At 45.7% G+C, this 18,442-nt stretch carries 12 protein-coding genes and 2 CRISPR repeat arrays; of the genes, 7 read left to right on the top strand and 5 right to left on the bottom strand.

Annotated elements, in window-relative coordinates:
* The first annotated feature begins 30 nt into the window (after positions 1 to 30).
* Positions 31 to 1,767, top strand: coding sequence for an ABC transporter ATP-binding protein (locus NI000_RS19855; protein WP_253413185.1), 1,737 nt, complete (start codon positions 31 to 33; stop codon positions 1,765 to 1,767).
* A 2,936-nt stretch (positions 1,768 to 4,703) separates the two neighbouring features.
* On the opposite strand, the gene NI000_RS19850 is transcribed toward NI000_RS19855, so the two are convergent.
* From NI000_RS19850 to NI000_RS19835, 4 genes are all read right to left on the bottom strand, one after another.
* Complete coding sequence (locus NI000_RS19850) at positions 4,704 to 5,642, bottom strand: alpha/beta hydrolase (RefSeq protein WP_253413184.1); 939 nt, start codon at positions 5,640 to 5,642, stop codon at positions 4,704 to 4,706.
* Between the two features lie 83 nt (positions 5,643 to 5,725).
* Positions 5,726 to 6,778, bottom strand: a complete 1,053-nt coding sequence (locus tag NI000_RS19845) for an LLM class flavin-dependent oxidoreductase (RefSeq protein ID WP_253413183.1) — start codon at positions 6,776 to 6,778, stop codon at positions 5,726 to 5,728.
* A 66-nt stretch (positions 6,779 to 6,844) separates the two neighbouring features.
* On the bottom strand, positions 6,845 to 7,717 hold the full coding sequence (locus NI000_RS19840; protein WP_253413182.1) for an NAD(P)-dependent oxidoreductase: 873 nt from the start codon (positions 7,715 to 7,717) through the stop codon (positions 6,845 to 6,847).
* 68 nt (positions 7,718 to 7,785) lie between these two features.
* Complete coding sequence (locus NI000_RS19835; protein WP_253413181.1) at positions 7,786 to 8,313, bottom strand: TetR/AcrR family transcriptional regulator; 528 nt, start codon at positions 8,311 to 8,313, stop codon at positions 7,786 to 7,788.
* A 560-nt stretch (positions 8,314 to 8,873) separates the two neighbouring features.
* A CRISPR array of direct repeats spans positions 8,874 to 9,173; the repeat unit is 28 nt; unit sequence TTTTGAACGTACCTATGAGGAATTGAAA.
* A 301-nt stretch (positions 9,174 to 9,474) separates the two neighbouring features.
* Here NI000_RS19835 and cas6 point away from each other — a divergent pair.
* The 6 genes from cas6 (at position 9,475) to csm4 (ending at position 16,244) form a co-directional block, all read left to right on the top strand.
* On the top strand, positions 9,475 to 10,143 hold the full coding sequence (gene cas6, locus NI000_RS19830; protein WP_301292600.1) for a CRISPR-associated endoribonuclease Cas6: 669 nt from the start codon (positions 9,475 to 9,477) through the stop codon (positions 10,141 to 10,143).
* A 174-nt stretch (positions 10,144 to 10,317) separates the two neighbouring features.
* Positions 10,318 to 11,841 (top strand): hypothetical protein, encoded by a 1,524-nt coding sequence (locus NI000_RS19825; RefSeq protein WP_253413180.1) that lies wholly within the window; start codon positions 10,318 to 10,320, stop codon positions 11,839 to 11,841.
* Complete coding sequence (cas10, locus tag NI000_RS19820; RefSeq protein WP_253413179.1) at positions 11,838 to 14,120, top strand: type III-A CRISPR-associated protein Cas10/Csm1; 2,283 nt, start codon at positions 11,838 to 11,840, stop codon at positions 14,118 to 14,120. Before NI000_RS19825 ends, cas10 begins: the two co-directional genes overlap by 4 nt.
* Complete coding sequence (csm2, locus tag NI000_RS19815) at positions 14,121 to 14,609, top strand: type III-A CRISPR-associated protein Csm2 (RefSeq protein ID WP_253413178.1); 489 nt, start codon at positions 14,121 to 14,123, stop codon at positions 14,607 to 14,609. It begins immediately after the preceding gene.
* Between the two features lie 28 nt (positions 14,610 to 14,637).
* Positions 14,638 to 15,303 (top strand): type III-A CRISPR-associated RAMP protein Csm3, encoded by a 666-nt coding sequence (gene csm3, locus NI000_RS19810; protein ID WP_253413177.1) that lies wholly within the window; start codon positions 14,638 to 14,640, stop codon positions 15,301 to 15,303.
* Positions 15,300 to 16,244: a type III-A CRISPR-associated RAMP protein Csm4 gene (gene csm4, locus NI000_RS19805; protein ID WP_253413176.1), complete on the top strand. Its 945-nt coding sequence runs from the start codon at positions 15,300 to 15,302 to the stop codon at positions 16,242 to 16,244. Before csm3 ends, csm4 begins: the two co-directional genes overlap by 4 nt.
* 277 nt (positions 16,245 to 16,521) lie before the next feature.
* Positions 16,522 to 16,818: direct repeats of the CRISPR family, unit length 30 nt; unit sequence GTTTTGAACGTACCTATGAGGAATTGAAAC.
* Positions 16,819 to 17,239: 421 nt separating this feature from the next.
* Here the strand turns inward: csm4 and NI000_RS19800 are convergent.
* Positions 17,240 to 18,259, bottom strand: a complete 1,020-nt coding sequence (locus tag NI000_RS19800) for a hypothetical protein (protein ID WP_253413175.1) — start codon at positions 18,257 to 18,259, stop codon at positions 17,240 to 17,242.
* Positions 18,260 to 18,442: the final 183 nt, after the last annotated feature.

Raw genomic sequence — 18,442 nt, 5'->3', positions numbered from 1 at the left:
CAAAATTTACGATTTGACGCAGGTGACTCCATGGATACGTTATTGCAGGTGAACCAATTATCCGTTTCATTTTATTCTCGCGATAAAGAAGTCGAAGCCGTCCGGAATGTGAGCTTCGAGGTACGCAAGGGCGAGACGCTCGGGATCGTCGGAGAATCCGGCAGTGGCAAGAGCGTCACGGCGCGCACGATCATGCGTCTGCTGCCTTCGCCGCCCTCGATGGTGAAGGGCGGAGAGATTTTATTCCAAGGCCAGAATCTGGCCTATAAAACCGAACAGGAAATGGAGCAGATCCGGGGGCGGGAGATCGGAATGATTTTTCAGGACCCTATGTCCTCGCTCAACCCGACCATGCGGATCGGCAAGCAAATCGAGGAGAGCCTGATCAAGCACCGAAAGCTCTCCAAAACAGAGGCACGCAGGGAAGCGATCGAGATGCTGCGGATGGTCGGCATCCCGTATAGCGAGGCGCGCTACATGCAATATCCTCATGAATTTTCCGGCGGTATGCGTCAGCGGGTGATGATTGCCATTGCGCTCGCTTGCCGTCCGTCGCTGCTGATCGCCGACGAACCGACAACTGCGCTGGATGTAACGATACAGGCGCAGATTTTGCACCAGATGAAGGAGCTTCAACTAAAGCTCGGCACCTCGATCATCCTCATTACGCACGACTTGGGCGTCGTTGCCGGCATGTGCGACCGCGTCGTCGTCATGAAGGAAGGCGAGATCGTCGAGACCGGCACGACGGAAGAGATTTTCTACTCGCCGAAGCATCCTTATACGATTCGGCTGCTGAACGCGCTGCCCCGGTTGGACGAGAAGAAGAAGCCGAAGCCCGCACCGCTCATCACGAGATCGGCCGGGGATCGTCCGCTGCTGGAGGTGCGATCATTGAAGCAGTATTTTGATCTCGGGAAGGGGCAGATCGTCAAGGCGGTCAACGATATCAGCTTCGATATTCGGGCCGGCGAGACGCTTGGCGTCGTAGGCGAATCCGGGAGCGGCAAGTCGACGACGGGGCGAGCGATTCTTCGTCTGAACGAACCTACCGGGGGCGAGGTGCTGTTCAAGGGGATTGCGCTGAACCGGCTCAATCGTGGCGAAATGAAGACGATGCGGCGCTACATGCAGATGATTTTCCAAGATCCGTATGCCTCGTTGAATCCGCGCCTCCGCATTGTTGATATTATTGGCGAAGCACTGGACGTGCACCAGATCGCAGGAGGGAAAAAGGAGCGGCAGAAGCGGGTCGAAGAGCTGCTCGATATGGTCGGGCTTAGCCCTGCGCATGCCATGCGGTATCCCCATGAATTCTCGGGAGGTCAACGCCAGCGGATCGGCATCGCCCGCACCCTTGCCATTGAGCCGGAATTTATCGTGTGCGATGAGCCGTTGTCGGCTCTGGACGTCTCGATCCAGTCGCAGATCGTGAAGCTTCTGGAGGAGCTGCAGCAGCGATTGGGTCTTACCTATCTGTTTATTGCGCATGATCTGTCGATGGTCAAGCATATCAGCGACCGCGTGGCGGTGATGTATAAAGGCAAGATCGTGGAGCTGGCTGAAAGCGAGGAGCTGTACGAGAACCCGCAGCATGCGTACACAAAGTCGCTGTTGGCCGCGATCCCGGTTCCCGACCCGAAGGTGGAATCGCGGAAGACGTTCACCGCCGAGGAGGAGTCCTCGAAGGCGGACCCGTACGGCTTGGAGCGCTCAAGCTTCGTTGAAGTGAAGAAGGGGCATTGGGTGTCTGTTGCTGAGGGGTAAGGTGAGGGTTTGGGGGAGCGGACGGGGGAGTTACAAATTACGGGTTATTTCCGTTCTTTGTGTTCGGCTGCTAGAAAAAATTGAAGGTAAGGATACTAAAGAGGTAGAATTAGCTTAAGCGATATAGGAAACCAAAGCAGAGTTGAATTCCGTTGGAAAAAAACGGGTAAAACTTTATAATGTAACTACGCATTTGTGTCGTCGACCTCCAATGCTGCAAAAAAGCCGGGGGATCGACGACAACGAGGGCCGCGTGGGAACAGGGATTTTGGTAACTGGCGTGAGTGAGATTTGTTTGTTAGATATGTGGTAATAGCGTAACGACGGCGTTTTTGTGGGTTTTGAACGTACCTATGAGGAATTGAAACTCCAATTGCTGCGTCCAATAAATGACTTGGGATCGAGTTTTGAACGTACCTATGAGGAATTGAAACACGAAATTGAGCGGCAATTCTATAAGTCCCACCAAGCGTTTTGAACGTACCTATGAGGAATTGAAACAGAACTATGAGGATCATATTAACACGAGAATCCTTTGTACATAATTGCTAAATGCTCCGCTAAATCCAGCCCAATTCGCAGTGATTGCGCTTTATGCACCCAGTAGGCAGCTGTCGCGATGTCGAATACAGCCGTTCCCATCGGGTAAAACAAACAGACACATCGGCTGCAAATGTTGTCTTGAGAAAATAAAGTATTAGATCGTATATACTGAACCTGCGCGGTTTTCATATTGTTACACCGTCAGGCTTCGTAAAAATAGAATTAGACTGATCTTGAAAAATAAAACAGCAGCAGTCTTGGACGAGAAAATAAAGTCCTAGACTTGCTACTGTTTTTTCAACTAACGTTCCCGTTAGTTTAGCTACTATATATCGCCATTGTATGTAGTCAGCTCGTTTTTCGAAATATTTCTTTAAACGAACTAAACATTTTCATTATTATTTTAGAAAAACTTTGAAAGAAGTCACTTAGATATTTTTTGACTAGGAACCTTACCAAAGTAAAGAATAGTGAAATAACTATAATAAACACAAATAGTTTTAGTCCTGTTTCTATAGACTCCATTTATATAAAGCGCCTCCATTTCAATTATTTTATATACTTAACATCCATTTTAAGCGATTACCTGGCAAAAGAGTAAGTTTCAAAAAGAAAGTCTTGTTAACACATTACCACATATTATAACTATTCTGCCCGTTAGCGCAACGCGGCTGCCGATCCATGCCGGCAGCCGCATTTTAGTTATTTATTAAGCTATAGTTCCCGTTAGCTTAATGACAAAAGGAGCAGTACGTGTGCTGAAATACGTTACATAATGGGATCCGTTCTCGTTTTTGAATAAGGTAGCGGAGCCTATACCGTCAAGGTCGGAATTAAACAAATAACGTGCCGACCGCCCATATAAGCCATTCTATTGCATAGGAAATATTATACATCAATTAATCCCAGCAATCTACTATTTTCCCTATCATATGGAGAAGAGCAGAGGAAAAGCCCCAGTCTGTGTAGCCGGGGCTTTCTTTTAGCGATTATTAGTTTAATTTGACCGAAAACTTGTTGGCCATTTCCTTGACTTTATCTTGGTAATCCCGCATTTCCTTTCTTGCCTCCGCAAGTTTAGCATTTGCTTCTGCCGCTAATTTAGTATCGTTGTTTTCCAGTGCCCCTTGAATTTGAGTGAGCCCATTAAATTGCTTGTTTGAAGCGGAAACATATGTTTCATGAATGGCTTTAACTTCAGGAGTGGACGGCCTGATCTTCTCTATTTTTGCAATTAAGGTATTATATTTTGGTATGACAGTTTGAGTTAGAACCTGATAAGTTTCCTCATCATTTTTATAATTTGTGCCAACGACTTTAGAGTAGGCATCTAATATTTCTTTTTCATCAGTGCCGACACTTTTAATTTCATTAACATAGGTTTTAAAATCTTCTTTTACAGGAGATGCTCCAATTTGGCAACCTACTAAAAAAGAAAAAAGTAATAGTTAGAATTTTTTTCATCTTGCCGTTGCACCTTTTTTATCTCCATCGGCTGGAGTACTTGCTGTATTATTTTGTCTTTATTATGATACATCTATTGGAATGGGGTGGCAATAATAAGATTAGAAGACTTAACGTCGTTTGGGGACGAAATGGGGACACAATTCACTTGGAAGCTCAACAATTCACACGGATTACGAACGGATACGAACAGGAAAAACCCTTGATTATCAAGGGTTATAAAGATATACTCGGATTCAATATAGGTACATTTCAATTTATGAGGAATTGAAACGAGGTTGATTCTGAGAAGTGTTGGACCAAAAATTAAAGTTTTGAACGTACCTATGAGGAATTGAAACTTGCTACATCCGCATGATTGTATATGCCCTTTTCGTAGTTTTGAACGTACCTATGAGGAATTGAAACCCGTCAACAGCCGCACCCTGAGCGTCAGAAATGTTCGTCGTTTTGAACGTACCTAAAAGGAATTGAAACTTCGCAGGATTTATGTTTTTCGCGGGCGTCGTTAGTGTTTTGAACGTACCTATGAGGAATTGAAACAGGATTCTTTCAAAAGAACGGTAATGAGTAAAGTTTGTTTAGAACGTATCTACGGGAAATTGAAACATCCTTCGACGACTGCGGACGTCATAGTCGAAGTTGTTCTCCCAACATCTAGAGCTTCGAAAAAGAGGATCTGGGTTTGAAGGAAGAAAAGTCTTTACGGGTCGACACCTGCATCCGGAGCAGCATTCTTGGTGATAAATCCGTCAGTCGCTTGCTGCGCTGCATATACCGTACACCGTCGTTGGAGAGGCTGCAACAAGAGCATCCTCTCCCTTGGAGGAGAAGATGCTCCTTGACACCAATGGTTTCATTATGACCGCAATGGAAGCTGTTTTACGGCCTTTGCATATATCCGTATCGATTCTCACAATCTGAATAGATTAAGTATGAAGGGCCCGGGCCATCGCATCCATATAGCTTTGAACGGCGCGCTGACTCACTTCCGCTTCCGGAACGAAACTTTCGAAAAGGTGAAAGCATCCGGGATACAGGTGAAATTCGACATCTACACCTGCTTGTGCAAGCCGCGTTACATATTCGATCGTCTCATCTCGGAACAGATCAAGCTGACCTACACATGTATAGGTTGGTGGCAGCCCTGCCAAGTTCTCCGCTCTCGACGGTACCGCATAGGAAGATATCCCGCTGGCATCGTTCTCCTCGCCTAGGTACATGTTCCAAGCCGCCAAGTTGTTCGTTCGGTTCCAGATTGCGCGATCTTCCGTAATCTCATGGCTTGATGGTGTGATGTTACGGTTGTCGAGCATCGGGTACAACGGCATTTGAAAGATAATGGATGGTCCGCCTTTATCGCGTGCCATCAGCGCGAGCGCTGCTGTCAGCCCGCCGCCGCCGCTTGCGCCGGCAATCGCAACCCGGTTCACATCAATTCCCAGCGATTCCGCCTTCTCTGTCATCCAGACCAGGCCAGCATAACAATCTTCGATAGCCGCTGGGTAAGGGTTCTCGGGAGCAAGTCTGTAATCTACCGACACGACAACGCATCCAGCCGTCTGAACGAAACGTTCGCACAACTCGTCGTCCATATCAGGATGTCCCATCACATATCCGCCTCCGTGAATCCACAGCATGGCTGGAAGCTTGTCACCCTTTCGTCCGGCAGGTTCGTAAATTTTAGCCAGCATCTCACCTGCAGCACCCGGAATCGTTCGGCTGGTTGTATGTACATGCTCTGACTTCTTCACAGGCGGAGGCGACACCAGACTTCTGCTCCGCTCCAAATTCTCTTCCAATTGAAACCCTGGAAATTGTGCATAGGCCTGTCTTAATTCCGGCAGTATACGTTTATCCATATTCATGTAAATCCCTCCGGTAATATAATGAAACGAAACTGGATCTTCGTTTATTCTCGTGTTCTGAATGACGATTGAATGGATACTCCTTATTCCGTCTCAGCTTCCCACTTGGCAATTTCCTCTCTTACCCGTGGAGCAACCTCGGTTCCGAGCAGCTCGATGGCCCGCATGACCAGCTCATGCGGCATCGTGCTTAAGGGTACATACATCATAAAGCGTGTAATGCCTACATGCTTGCGCAGGTGGATGATCTTCTGGGCAACCGTTTCCGGATCGCCAACATACAATGCGCCTTCAAAACGTCGGGCAGCATCAAAACTGGACCGGTCATAATACGCCCACCCACGCTCTTTGCCGAGTTTATTCATACCGGCCTGGGTAGACGGGAAAAAGGTATCTGCCGCCAACTCTGTATCCTCTGCAACGAATCCGATTGAGTGAGACCCCACCCGAAGCTGCGATACATCATGTCCAGCATGGGCTGCCGCCTTCTTGTAAAGCTGTACAAGCGGTGCAAAATGCGTCGGACTTCCACCAATGATCGCCAGTATCAATGGCAGGCCCAGAAGACCTGCACGTACGGCGGACTCTTGGGTACCTCCGCTGCCAATCCATATGGGTAAAGAGTCCTGAACGGGGCGCGGGTACACACCAAGATTATGAATCGCCGGCCGATGGCCTCCCCTCCATGTTACTTTCTCGGATTCCCGTAATTTCAGAAGCAGTTCGATATTTTCATTAAATAACTCCTCATAATCATGTAAGTCATAACCAAATAACGGAAAAGACTCAATAAAGGAACCTCTGCCCGCTATGATCTCGGCACGTCCATCGGAGATGCCATCAAGCGTAGCAAAATCCTGAAACACACGTACAGGATCGGCTGATGAAAGGACCGTTACAGCGCTAGTCAGCCGAATCCGTTTAGTTAGAGGCGCAGCAGCAGATAACACAACTGCCGGTGAAGAGGCAGCGTAATCTTCCCGATGATGCTCGCCTATGCCGAAAACATCAAGTCCCACCCGATCTGCGAGAACGATTTCTTCGACGACTTCACGTATTCGCTGCGCGTGACTTATCACTATACCAGTCTCAATATCAGGCTTTGTTTCTACGAACGAAGTAACACCGATTTCCATGGTTCATCGCTCCTCTTTTGATTTTCTTCTTCACTACGCCCAACAGAGATTCAGGGCAACCCTAATTTATTGAGAAGAATGCTCTAGACAACGGATTAAAGCCGTCCAATCCATTTCACCATAACCTCGGGCCATTCCTACCGAAAAATGATTATGAATAAGTTGGCCCAGAGGCAGAGGAGCATGGACGGACTGCGCTGCCCTTATAGCCAGTTCAACATCCTTCAGCCCAAGCTTCATTTTAAAACCGGCCGGTTCAAAGCGCTGTTCTGTCATGATCGCTCCATAGTTCTGATATACCGGAGATTGAAAAAGAGCATTCACGACATCCATAAAGCGGGCCGGCTCTACGCCGTACTTTTCCACCATCAGCTGCGCTTCCGATAAAGCTTCCAGCATCGAAGCAATTAAAAAGTTTACGCCTATTTTTACAACATTCCCTTCTTCGCCATGATCCCCAATCTCGAATATTTCTTGACCCAATGCTGCTAAAACAGGAATTACTCGTTGTCTGGCTTGTTCCGGACCTGCCAAAATGATGCGCAATTTAGCTGCTTTAGCGGCATCCGGACGCCCCAGCACCGTGGCGGATACAAAGTATTGCTCTCTCTCTGCATGCGCGGTAGATAATTTCCGAGCCAGATCTACACTTATCGTACTTGCAGATATGTGAATCCCTTTTTCCGGCAATCCGTTCAGAATTCCATTCGGCCCCATAACGACCTCCTCCAAAGCGGCATCATCAGAAAGCATGGTTATTACAAGATCGCTCTCTTTGGCTGCCTCCAACGGTGTTTCGGCATATCGTGCTCCCTGATGCATTAAGGGTTCCGCTTTTTCAGGGGTACGATTAAAGATGATTAATTCATAACCGGCTTTCAACAAATTTTGTGCCATTGGAAAGCCCATATTTCCAAGCCCAATAAACGATACTTTCATAAGTCTCATCTCCATATTTAGTATGAATAACGATAACGGAACGATCGTTCCAATATGGTCAAAAAAAATTATATTCCTTCAATTACAATTTTTATCATTTCCTTTGCGCGTTGTTGATCTGGATCTACTTTTGCCATGACATTTATGCTTTGATGTAAATGTAACAATAAGTAAGATAAAGCTTTGATATCTGTAGTTTTATCGATTTCGCCTGATTGTTGGCCTTTTTCCAAAAGTTTGTAAAAAGCCTGTTCTAAATTCAAAAAACTGGTCTTTATCAATTCATTTAATTTTTCATCCGGCGACTCCAGTGTTGTAGCTGCGTTCGTTACAAAACATCCGCCAGGTAGGCTGGTATCGTACGCTGTCGCAATATGATGCTCAAAATATTGTCGAAGTCCTGCTCTAACGCTTGATGCCCGTTCAAGAATGACCCGTTTATTGAAGCTAACCTTCTTGTAATGTTCCAGTGCAGCAATGTACAATGCTTGCTTGTCGGAAAAAGTATCGTAAAGACTGGATCGGCTAATGCCCATAACTTGCAGCAAGTCCGGAATGCTTGTTGCCTCATAACCCTTTTTCCAAAACAACAGCATCGCTTGGTGTAGCGCTTGATCTTCGTTAAACTCTTTTGTCCTAGCGATGAGTAACACCTCCCGTAATTGAAATATAACATATCTGAACCGATCAGTCCAGAAAGGATGAAAAGAAGAATTATTTTTTCGTAACAATTCTCTCTGAACTACAAATTTGCGGGCTGGCTGAAAGCGAGGAGCTGTACGAGAACCCGCAGCATGCCTACATGAAGTCGCTGCTGGTCGCGATCCCGGAATGGGCAGGGAGTTACAAATTAGGAGTCGGTTCCGTTCTTTTTGTTGGACCGATAGAAAAAAATGGAAGTCGAGGACACTAAAGAGGTAGAATTAGCATTAGTGATATAGGAACAAACCAAAGCAGAGTTGAATTCTATTGGAAAAAAGCGGGTAAAGCGTTATAATGTAACTGCATATTTGTGTCGTCGACCTCCAATGCTGCAAAAAAGCCGGGGGATCGACGACAACGAGGGCCGCGCGGTAACTGAGGCTTTGGTAGCTGTATGAGTGAGAATTAATTTTTAAATATGTGAGAATGGCGTAACGGCGGTGTTTTTACGGGTTTTTGAACGTACCTATGAGGAATTGAAACAGTTGCTTCCGTACGGTTATGTGTGCCATCTCGGCAGCGTTTTGAACGTACCTATGAGGAATTGAAATTTCATGGCATGCCGTTCCTTCGGCTTCACATGAATATCGTTTTAAACGTACCTATGAGGAATTGAAACATGTACGTCCTCATTCGAGGACGGATCACGACAAGCTCGTTTTGAACGTACCTATGAGGAATTGAAACTCGTTTACTGGTGCATCAGACTTCAGGACTTGGTCAGTATTTTTAACGTACCTATAAGGAATTGTCACTCGCAAGCTTCCTTGACAATCTCTTTCTTTTTTACAGGCGATTAACCATACCTATAAGGAATTGAAATTTTCAATTATATATGTCAGAGGGAATAATTTTTTTTCTTACCTATCAGGAATTGAAACTGACCAACTGCAATGTATTTTCCATCTGGAGAGAATGACGTTTATCGTACCTACGAGGAATAAGAAGCTTGTTATAAGCTTAAGGAGGCAAGCAGCTTAGTGCGTATACGAATCAAATTCCAATGCAAAGAAAAATTAAATGTTCCGGTTCATCATCAGGAGCTGCTGCACGGTATGATTTATCATTGTATCGGGGATGACGAATTTCGGGATCGGCTCCATAACATCGGATTTCCATATGAAAAAAGGCAGTTTCGCATGTTCTGCTTCTCCAAATTAATGGGAGCCCATCAATTCGAAAACGGCAGGATCGTCTTTACGTCGCCGGTATCGTTTATTTTTTCGAGCTTTCACGATCGATTGGTTAGCGAGTTGGCGACCACGTTGCTTGCCAAAAAGGAACTGTATATCGGCCAGAATCGCGTAACTATGGCGGGCATCGAAGTGGTTGACGAGAAAATAAGCTCCGCCATGCATATCCGAATGATAACGCCTGTAACGATGTACAGCACCTTGATCGAAAATAATCGTAAAAAAACATATTATTACTCACCGACAGAAGAAAAATTTTCCGAACTGATAGCCAATAACGCCTGCAAAAAGTACGAGGCCATTCATGGTAATCCGGCTCCGGAAACGAACATAGAGCTAACGCCGTTGGATTCTCGGAGCCTGAGGCCCAAAACGGTTTTATTCAAAGGCACGATTATCAAAGGGTGGATGGGCGATTTTCGATTAACGGGTCATCCGGAACTGCTTCGTATCGTTCATCAGGCAGGAATCGGAGCTAAATGCTCGAACGGGATGGGTTTATTTTCAGTGGTCCGTCATTTGAGCGAATGAAAAGCGAATATAACGACAAGTACAAAACGATCGTTCATCCATGAGGATGGGCGATTTTGTCGTTTCTTTGAAAAACATGACAGTTTTTCTGTGGGGAATGGAAGGAATAAGGGAATCCATGTCAAATGTAGTAGTATTGGTTCATTTTCACTTTTTTTATAGGGCGGTGGAACTATGGCGATCGTTCTGGCCAATATCGGAACTTCGGATATACAACAAGACGGTTCTCGAATACCGGAAGAGGAACGCCTTAATACAATCAACCTTATGCATGAAGATTTACTGGAGCAAACGAACGTCTTTCAGCCCAAATTTCCAATTTTGTGGTCAATCGACAAATTTCTTAGGTCCAAAAATGAAAAACTGGAATGCCTTATTCTGTTTTATACAGAGCAGGAGGGCTTAGATTTCCGCAGCTCGGATACCCGCATGGATTTTGAAATTATTCGCTTATCGATCGCCCAACAGAAGTTGTTCGAAAGCCATAATCCGATGCTTTTGGGGTATCCGATTCACAAAGCGCCTTATTCCTATGATCGGATGTTTTTTCATTACCGGCAGGCGATGGAGCAAATTATGCGCCAATTGACTGAGCATAATGTAAATTTAAACCAATCATTTTATGTTTCGGTGGCGGGAGGAACGCCGGCGTGTAATTTCGGGCTGCTTCATGCCGTGAATGCCACGAGAGAGCTGCCCCGCAACAAGCAATTTATCTACTCCCCGCGCCCGGCGAGGAAAGGAGATCCGCAGCCGCCTGCGGTGGAGATTGAGGTAGACGCTTATTTATCGGTCGACGAGCTTCTGTATAACTTCCGGGAACTATTCGAAGGGCATCACTACGGTCAAATCAAAAGGCTGTTGGAAAGCTTCAAGCTGCTTCAAGAAAAGGATGCGACCGAGGTCCATTTTCTTGATGCGCTGCTCCTGCGTAAAAATTTGCAGTACGATGAGGCTGTACAAAAGTTGAACCGTATAACGAACCATAATTTTAAAGAAGAAGCATTTTTCAAGAAATGCTTTGTTGATACGCAGAATTTGATGAACGGAATCAAGCTCAACGGGCGGCAGGTGCAGGAAAAGCTTCGCAAGCCGGAGATTAAGAGGCTGCTCGAAGAGCAATACTGGAAGCTCGAGAACTATTATGCTCTTGAGCAATATAACGACTGGGTTACAATTTTCATGAGTTTATATGAGAATATGCTTCGTCTCAAAGCAATGGATGGGGTTGGAACAGCGCCGAATGAACATCATTCCGGCCAGTTAAGGGAAGCCATTCGTTCGTGGGCGACCATTCATGGTTTTGAATCTGTTCTTTCGGATAAATTTGTGAAGGGCGAACATGATTTTCCAACCCGCAGCACGTATCAGAAAATGGTTTCTGCTCTGGAGCCTGACAGCTTGCTTGGCGAGAATAGTCCGCTCGCACGCAAGCTGAATCGCATTTATAAAGAGCGTAATGAGCTGGTTCACCGTTTCGGGGGCTTGACCAAAGAAACGATAACGGACACATTCAGCCCGGCCAACTGGCAAACCGAGCTTAAGGGATTGCTGCACAAGGAGTTCCATTGTCAGCTAAAAGAGAATCCGCTCACTGAAATTCATGACGGGTTCCTTCATTGGCTCCGGCACCGGCTTCACCATCGCGTAATGTCTTATGGAATGTATAGGGAACAAGAAGGTGAAAAAGAGCAATGAAAGAGACCATCGTCGCTTCGTATTATTATCTGCTTTATCATACTTTAAGACATTCTCTGCCCGCTTCCGATTTCGAAGCTCATATGGAGTACATCCGTCAACAGCAAAAGGCAGTCCAAGGAGAAAAAGTGCTTCAGGTCATCGAACAATTACAAGAGGGTTGCGCGGATCAGACAAGCCTATCATCCATTCGTAAAGCTCTTGCCATCCTGGACATCGTGCCCGAAAACGATGCTGACTCGCTGAGAAGATTATCTTCCGTATTTTGCTATATCGAACTGGAGCAGCGTTACGAGAGGCAAGCTGTCTATGATTTTGCGGAATTGAGCGAGCGCGCTATTTTTCCGAAGGAGGAGAAAGCGGAGCTTTCGGCCGATCCTCACGCGTACGTTCGGAGGTTTGTGAGTTCCTTGAACCGGCTGTGGAACCGGGAGGACTTATCGTTTGAAGCGTTTTTCGCCAAATTGAAGAATACGGTAGAGCATTATGCCTGGTGCATCGCATCCGGATCTACAACGTCTCATCAATACGTACCCGTCTCGGAACAATGCAGCATGCTTGGCGCTTTGGCCGCGGCGTTAACCAGCGAAAGAATGGAAGATTCGGGACGGATGACGTTAGTTGTCGGTGATCTGTCCGGTATACAAAAATATATTTTCGATATTGCCCAGACAGGGGCAGGAAGTGTAGCGAAACGTTTGCGGGCCCGTTCGTTCTTTCTCAGTGCGCTATCGGACATCATTTCCCATCGGATCGTTCATCGTTTCGGTTTGCCGCTTTCGAATATTGTGATGTCTTCGGGAGGCAAGTTTTATATCTTACTTCCGGGTGGGACATCCACGCTCAGGGAGTTAACATGTGTCCAGGAAGAGTTGGACTGCTGGTTTTTGGAACAATACCACGGAGAAATCGCTTGTAATCTGGCTGGCGAGGTCATTGTTGCGGATGACTTGACCCATATGGACAAGATTATGGAACGATTGAACCTTACGCTGCGCCAACGCAAAATGAATCCGCTTCTCCACGGGCTGACTGCGGGGGAACATTGGGATACGAACAACTGGCTCATTCGGCAGCAGGAGACGGGCCGTCGATGTTCGGTTTGCAAGAAATTCGCGGTAAATGAAGGGGAGCTATGCAATCACTGCCGGTTCGATGAGGAAATGGGGCAGAGGTTGGTTCGTGCGCGTTATTTTGTGTATCGCTATCCTTCGCAGCGCGGGCTTCCCGTTGTGGACGGATATAGCGTGGAGGCTGTGGAGGCTCCTCCGGCCTACGAGGACAGTATTTATTTGGTATACCGGTTGAATAGTCTGGCCGTGGATACGGATGATCGTCTACCGATGGTAACGAAATACGTTGCAAACTATATTCCTGTAGCAGACGAGAACGGTTGCCCGCACTGTCTTGCTAAAGGCGATGCTCAAGACCCGGTCAGACCGGGCGCTCCTTTGCAGTTTGAGTGCATTGCAGAATCCGCAATCGGGGCCAAGCAGCTTGGTTATCTGAAGGCGGACGTCGATTATTTAGGCAGTGTTTTCGTGTTCGGCTTAAATAGGGATGGTCAGGCAGTCCAGCTTCAACAAATCGCGGTGCTTAGCAAAATGCTGGATTTATTTTTTTCAGGTTGGGTGCACAGAATCATCTCCGAAAAATACCGCCGGGTGTACACGGTATTCTCAGGCGGAGACGATCTGCTTCTAATCGGGGCTTGGGATGAGATCGTTCGTTTGGCCCAGGAGATTCATCTGCAATTCCGCGAGTTTGTCGGAAATAACCCGAATTTGACGTTATCCGCAGGCATTACGTTCTGCAAGTCGCATCAGCCTGTGGCCAGACAGGCGACAGTTGCGGAGGAGGAATTGGATCGGGCCAAGGAAAGTCCAAGCCGAACCCGACCGGAGGGCCGCGATCAAGTGTCTGTCTTACAGCAGGCCATGAACTGGGAACAGTTTGCTGAGTTTTGCGAAGAGGCGAAGCAGCTGGCTGCAATGTGGGAGCAAAAACAGATTACCTCGGCGTTTCTCTTCCGCTTATTGGATTATGCGGAGATGTATCGTTCTTATGCCGCCGGGGACACTCAGGGACTGCGGTTTTACCCGAAGCTCGCTTATGATATTGCGCGCAATTTGTCCCAAGAGAAGGACAGAGAGGTTAGAATTTGGGCCCAGCGTTTTCTTACAATACAGGAAGATCATCCTTTATTAACGTTAAGACCTTTAATTCAGATGAGCAGGTTGTATCGTTTAAATGACGTCATCGGAAAGGAAGAGATGTAAATGTGGCCGGAACGTTATCTGGTAGACGGGTATTATGACGAGAAGGGACAGCTGCGAAGGGAAATCATCGTCGAACATGCAAAGCAAGTGGCAGACATGCTTGCAAAGAGAAAACTAACGAGTGCTTCAATGCGCAGGTTTTATAACAAGTTGCTAGGAATAGTCCATAAATTTCGAATGTCAGGAGAATTTGACAGGGTGCGTCCGCAAATTGACGAGTTAGAAATGTTTGCAGCTCAGGCAGTAAAAAGAAAAAATAACCCTGCACCTATGGAGTTTGAGCTGTTTATTCAGAAAAATGTTGAGCTTGCTAATAAATCAGAAAAAGGCTTGTTGGGATTTTTTCAGCATTTTCAGAGCGTTGTTGCTTTTTCTCCCAATATGGAGGGTGGAAATTCAAGGGAAAGTGGAAATTCAGGAGCCAGAAACCATGGTTCGCAAAAGCATTATGGCAACAAGTCGATGCATTCTAAAAATACTTCTTCATAAAAACCAATCTACGAGGAGGTAAAACAAAATGAGGTTGGAAAAGCATATAATCATTCGCGGAGTGATTCATTGCCTTAGTGGCTTACGAATCGGAGGAGCTAAGGAACAGTTGGAGATTGGAGGAGTAGAGAATAATATAATCCGGCATCCATTAACTAAGCAACCTTACATTCCTGGATCTTCCTTGAAAGGAAAGATGAGGTCATTACTTGAGTACAAACATTCTCCTAACACGAAAGATCCTTGTGATTGTGGATCTTGTAACGTATGTGAATATTTCGGTTCGTTTGGATTAACTAAAGCTCCGACAAGAGTGCTAGTACGGGATGCCGCTCTGACGAAGAATTCGCAGGAGATTCTTCAAGAAGCATTATTCGAATCGGGTATTCACTTTGCAGAAATTAAGATGGAGAATGCAATCGAACGAAATACAGGAAGGGCCAGATCACCGCGCCCGATTGAGCGAGTCCCAGCCGGAACTGAATTTAATTTCGAGATTAGTCTGCGTAAATTCGATTTTGATGACGAGCAAGCGTTGGTTGATTTCGTGCTTGAGGGAATGAAATTGCTGCAGCAGGATTACCTCGGAAGCTCGGGGGGGCGGGGGTATGGGCAAATTGAATTCCGGAATGTCACAATAGACGGTCAACTTGTGGATTCCTTTAGGCACGATGCTGGCGGGAACGACAAATGAAACTGATACGTTACCGCCTGCACTTTCGTTCGGGATTAGTAACTCCGCTGCACAGCGATACGCTGATGGGAACATTAGCGTGGGCAATACTGCAGCATTACGGGGAGGGCGAACTGAACCGGTGGATACAACAGTGTGAAGAGCAGCCGCCTTTTGTTATTTCCAACGGCTTTCCCGGAGATCTGCTGCCGAAATTAATTTTGCCTTCGCCTGTTGCTACATTTGGGACGAATAGCAAACAAGACATGATTCGCGAAGTGAAGTTAAACAAACAGCGAAAGGACCGCAAATGGCTGACAATAAATGAATTTGACGCGATGAGAAACGGTCGCTCTGTTATTTGGGAGGAGGCGGGGAGTCCAACCATCTCCCGTATGGAGCCGCATGTTATTATTGATCGGTTTACGGGAACGAGTCTGGAGCGAAACGGGCTCTTCGACATCGAGGTGGAATACGCTCAAGTGTATTCTTTGTACGTACGATTTTTGGATTTGTCGTATCAGAAACGATTCGAAGAGCTTCTGACGGGAGTCGGGCAAATCGGCTTCGGTGCGAAGAAGAGCAGCGGCAAAGGAGTTTTTAGGCTGGAGCGAGTTGACGAGAACCTTGCTTATCTGGATACCTGTGAGGATAGCAACGGTTATGCGGTTTTATCCTGCTGCGTGCCTTCCCGGTATGATTCGGCGAGAGGGTTTTACATGGTTGCTACGAAATACGGGAAGGTCGGGGAAAACGTCCCCGGTGGTCGGCATCCGTTTAAACGTCCGTTAATCATGGTCCAACCGGGATCTTGTTTTTACTCGCCAAACTTGCCCCCTTACTTCGGTACGGTGGTGAGAAATGTTTCACCAGAAAATCCAAAGATCGTGCAGCTTTGTTTTGGTCTGACCGTTCCTGTGAGGCTTCCGAAGTTAGACGGAGACCAACCTAAAGAAGCTTAAAGTGGAGCTGAATAAAATAATCGAAAACGATGAGGATTCGGTTATTTTCTATACCTGGCGGACCCAGAAGTACTCGGATCAGGAGTCATGGGGTTGGAAAAAGTGGACAAAGCCTTATAATTTAACTGTGCATGTTGTCGTCGACCCTCAATGCTGCAAAAAAGCCCGGGGGTCGACGACAACGATAGCTGCGCGGCAGAAGGATTTGTAGCGTTAGTTGTGGGAGAGATGAAATTATGGGATATGTGGAAATGGCGTAGTGGCGGGATTTTTATGGGTTTTGAACGTACCTATGAGGAATTGAAACTTGAAATCGGCTGAACAGTTGAACCTGGAGCCAACGTTTTGAACGTACCTATGAGGAATTGAAACCTGAATAAGTCTCCAGTCCCCACTTTCGCCTTTTTCAGTTTTGAACGTACCTATGAGGAATTGAAACTTCTCTTTACCTTCCTTTGGATTCCATTCCACTGCAGCGTTTTGACCGTACCTATGAGGAATTGAAACATGCGGTCGTATTGGTGTTCGCTGATGACTTGTGAGAGTTTTGAACGTACCTATGAGGATTGAAATTTACATAATGCGATTTGCTGGTTGATGTACATTTCTGACCATGACCAACGTCGACCGGGACGACCTGCGCGTAGGGTAGCAGCAGATCTCTCAACTTTATAACAATTGCGGTATCAATCTTCAATGGGTAAAACAACGCATGAAAACAAAAAAATACTCGTCCAATAAAACGAATAAGCATACCAGAGTATTAACTTTTTCCCTCTACGTATTAATTCACGTCTATAAGAATTGAAATATTAAAAAAGCGCCGATAGCATTACGCTCAGGCGCTTTTTGCAATTACATAATTGAAACGTAAGGGTACAGAATGACGTTTAGTGATCAGTGTGATTCGTGGGGAGGCGGTAAATTAGTTTTTTTGTATAGTTGCATGGTTTGGCGTATCGATATCAATTAACCTCATGAGGACATTTGGATATTTATAAGCTAATACTGAAGCCTTCAACGTCTTTCAAGAGTTGATCATGATTGTATTTCTCTCCCCAGAGCTTGAGGTTTTTTGCTCTACTTTCCGGATCGTTGGAAACTCGAATGATTTGTTCTTTATATTGTTTAACACGATTTTTGATATCGTCTTCCAGTGCTTTGAGATTTGCTTTTTGATCATCATTTTGGAGCTTGGCATTTTCTTTCAACTTGTCTTTAAATTCCTGCTTTAAGCCTTCCAACAATCCAATCTTTATAATTTCAATTTTGCCTAGACGTATGTCGTCATTGGTTTCTTTTATTGTTGTAGCATCTGTAGCACCTGTTAAACCAACCTGACCGTTGTTTGCAGTTGTTTGAATAATAACCGTATCAGCACTATTGTAAATCATCTGGGGGGTAAAGAGTAGCGTGTTGGTATAGCGATCGAACCCTGTTCGCAAATCTACCCCCAGGTCATAAGCAACTCGCCATATAAGTTTAGAGCACCACCATCTGGTTTGATTTGTCAGCGGATATGAATATGAGTCAACTGTATAAGGACCATTATAATTGGCTCGGTAATAATCTGCTTTTCCGGCAAGTGAACTCATTTGACTATGATCCCAGTTCTTAATTCCCAGTTGAGTTGCTTCATCGTAGTTCTCTTTGATTTTCCAGACATCAACAATGCCGATAGAAGGATCGCTTCCATTTTGTCCCGATTCGATAAGTAAACCATACGAGGCGCAGCCGTGATCTCTATACTGCCATTCACTTGGTTTGGTACATGTGTAGAAGGTGTCGTTGTAAGCAATCATGGCATGTGTATAAGTTCCATAATTTCCCCCGGGATTAGATCCCAGAAGGATATCACCTCTGTAAACAGCCCCGATGTTGAACGTGTTGTTTCCCACCAATGTCTTCCTACCGGAAAATTCAACAAAATCCGCTGCATTTCCTGTTGTCGGCACAATTAATGAACTTGTTAGTAAAGCAGATGATAAGATAAAACTAAATAATTTACCTTTCATTTCAATAACCTCCTTAATTTGGTTGAATGATAACAAGATATATATTATATTAGAAAATGTGATAACACAACATAAAAACAAATTTTTGTTTTATTTTCAAATTTAAGGTTATTTACCGATTTGTTTATGAGTAAGCTTTGTACATATTCCCATCTTATTTCTTCCCACTGGTAATATGGAAAG

The organism is Paenibacillus tyrphae, from assembly GCF_024158745.1.
In the GTDB taxonomy this organism is placed as follows: domain Bacteria; phylum Bacillota; class Bacilli; order Paenibacillales; family NBRC-103111; genus Paenibacillus_G; species Paenibacillus_G tyrfis_A.
This window is presented reverse-complemented; position numbering and strand designations above follow the sequence as displayed.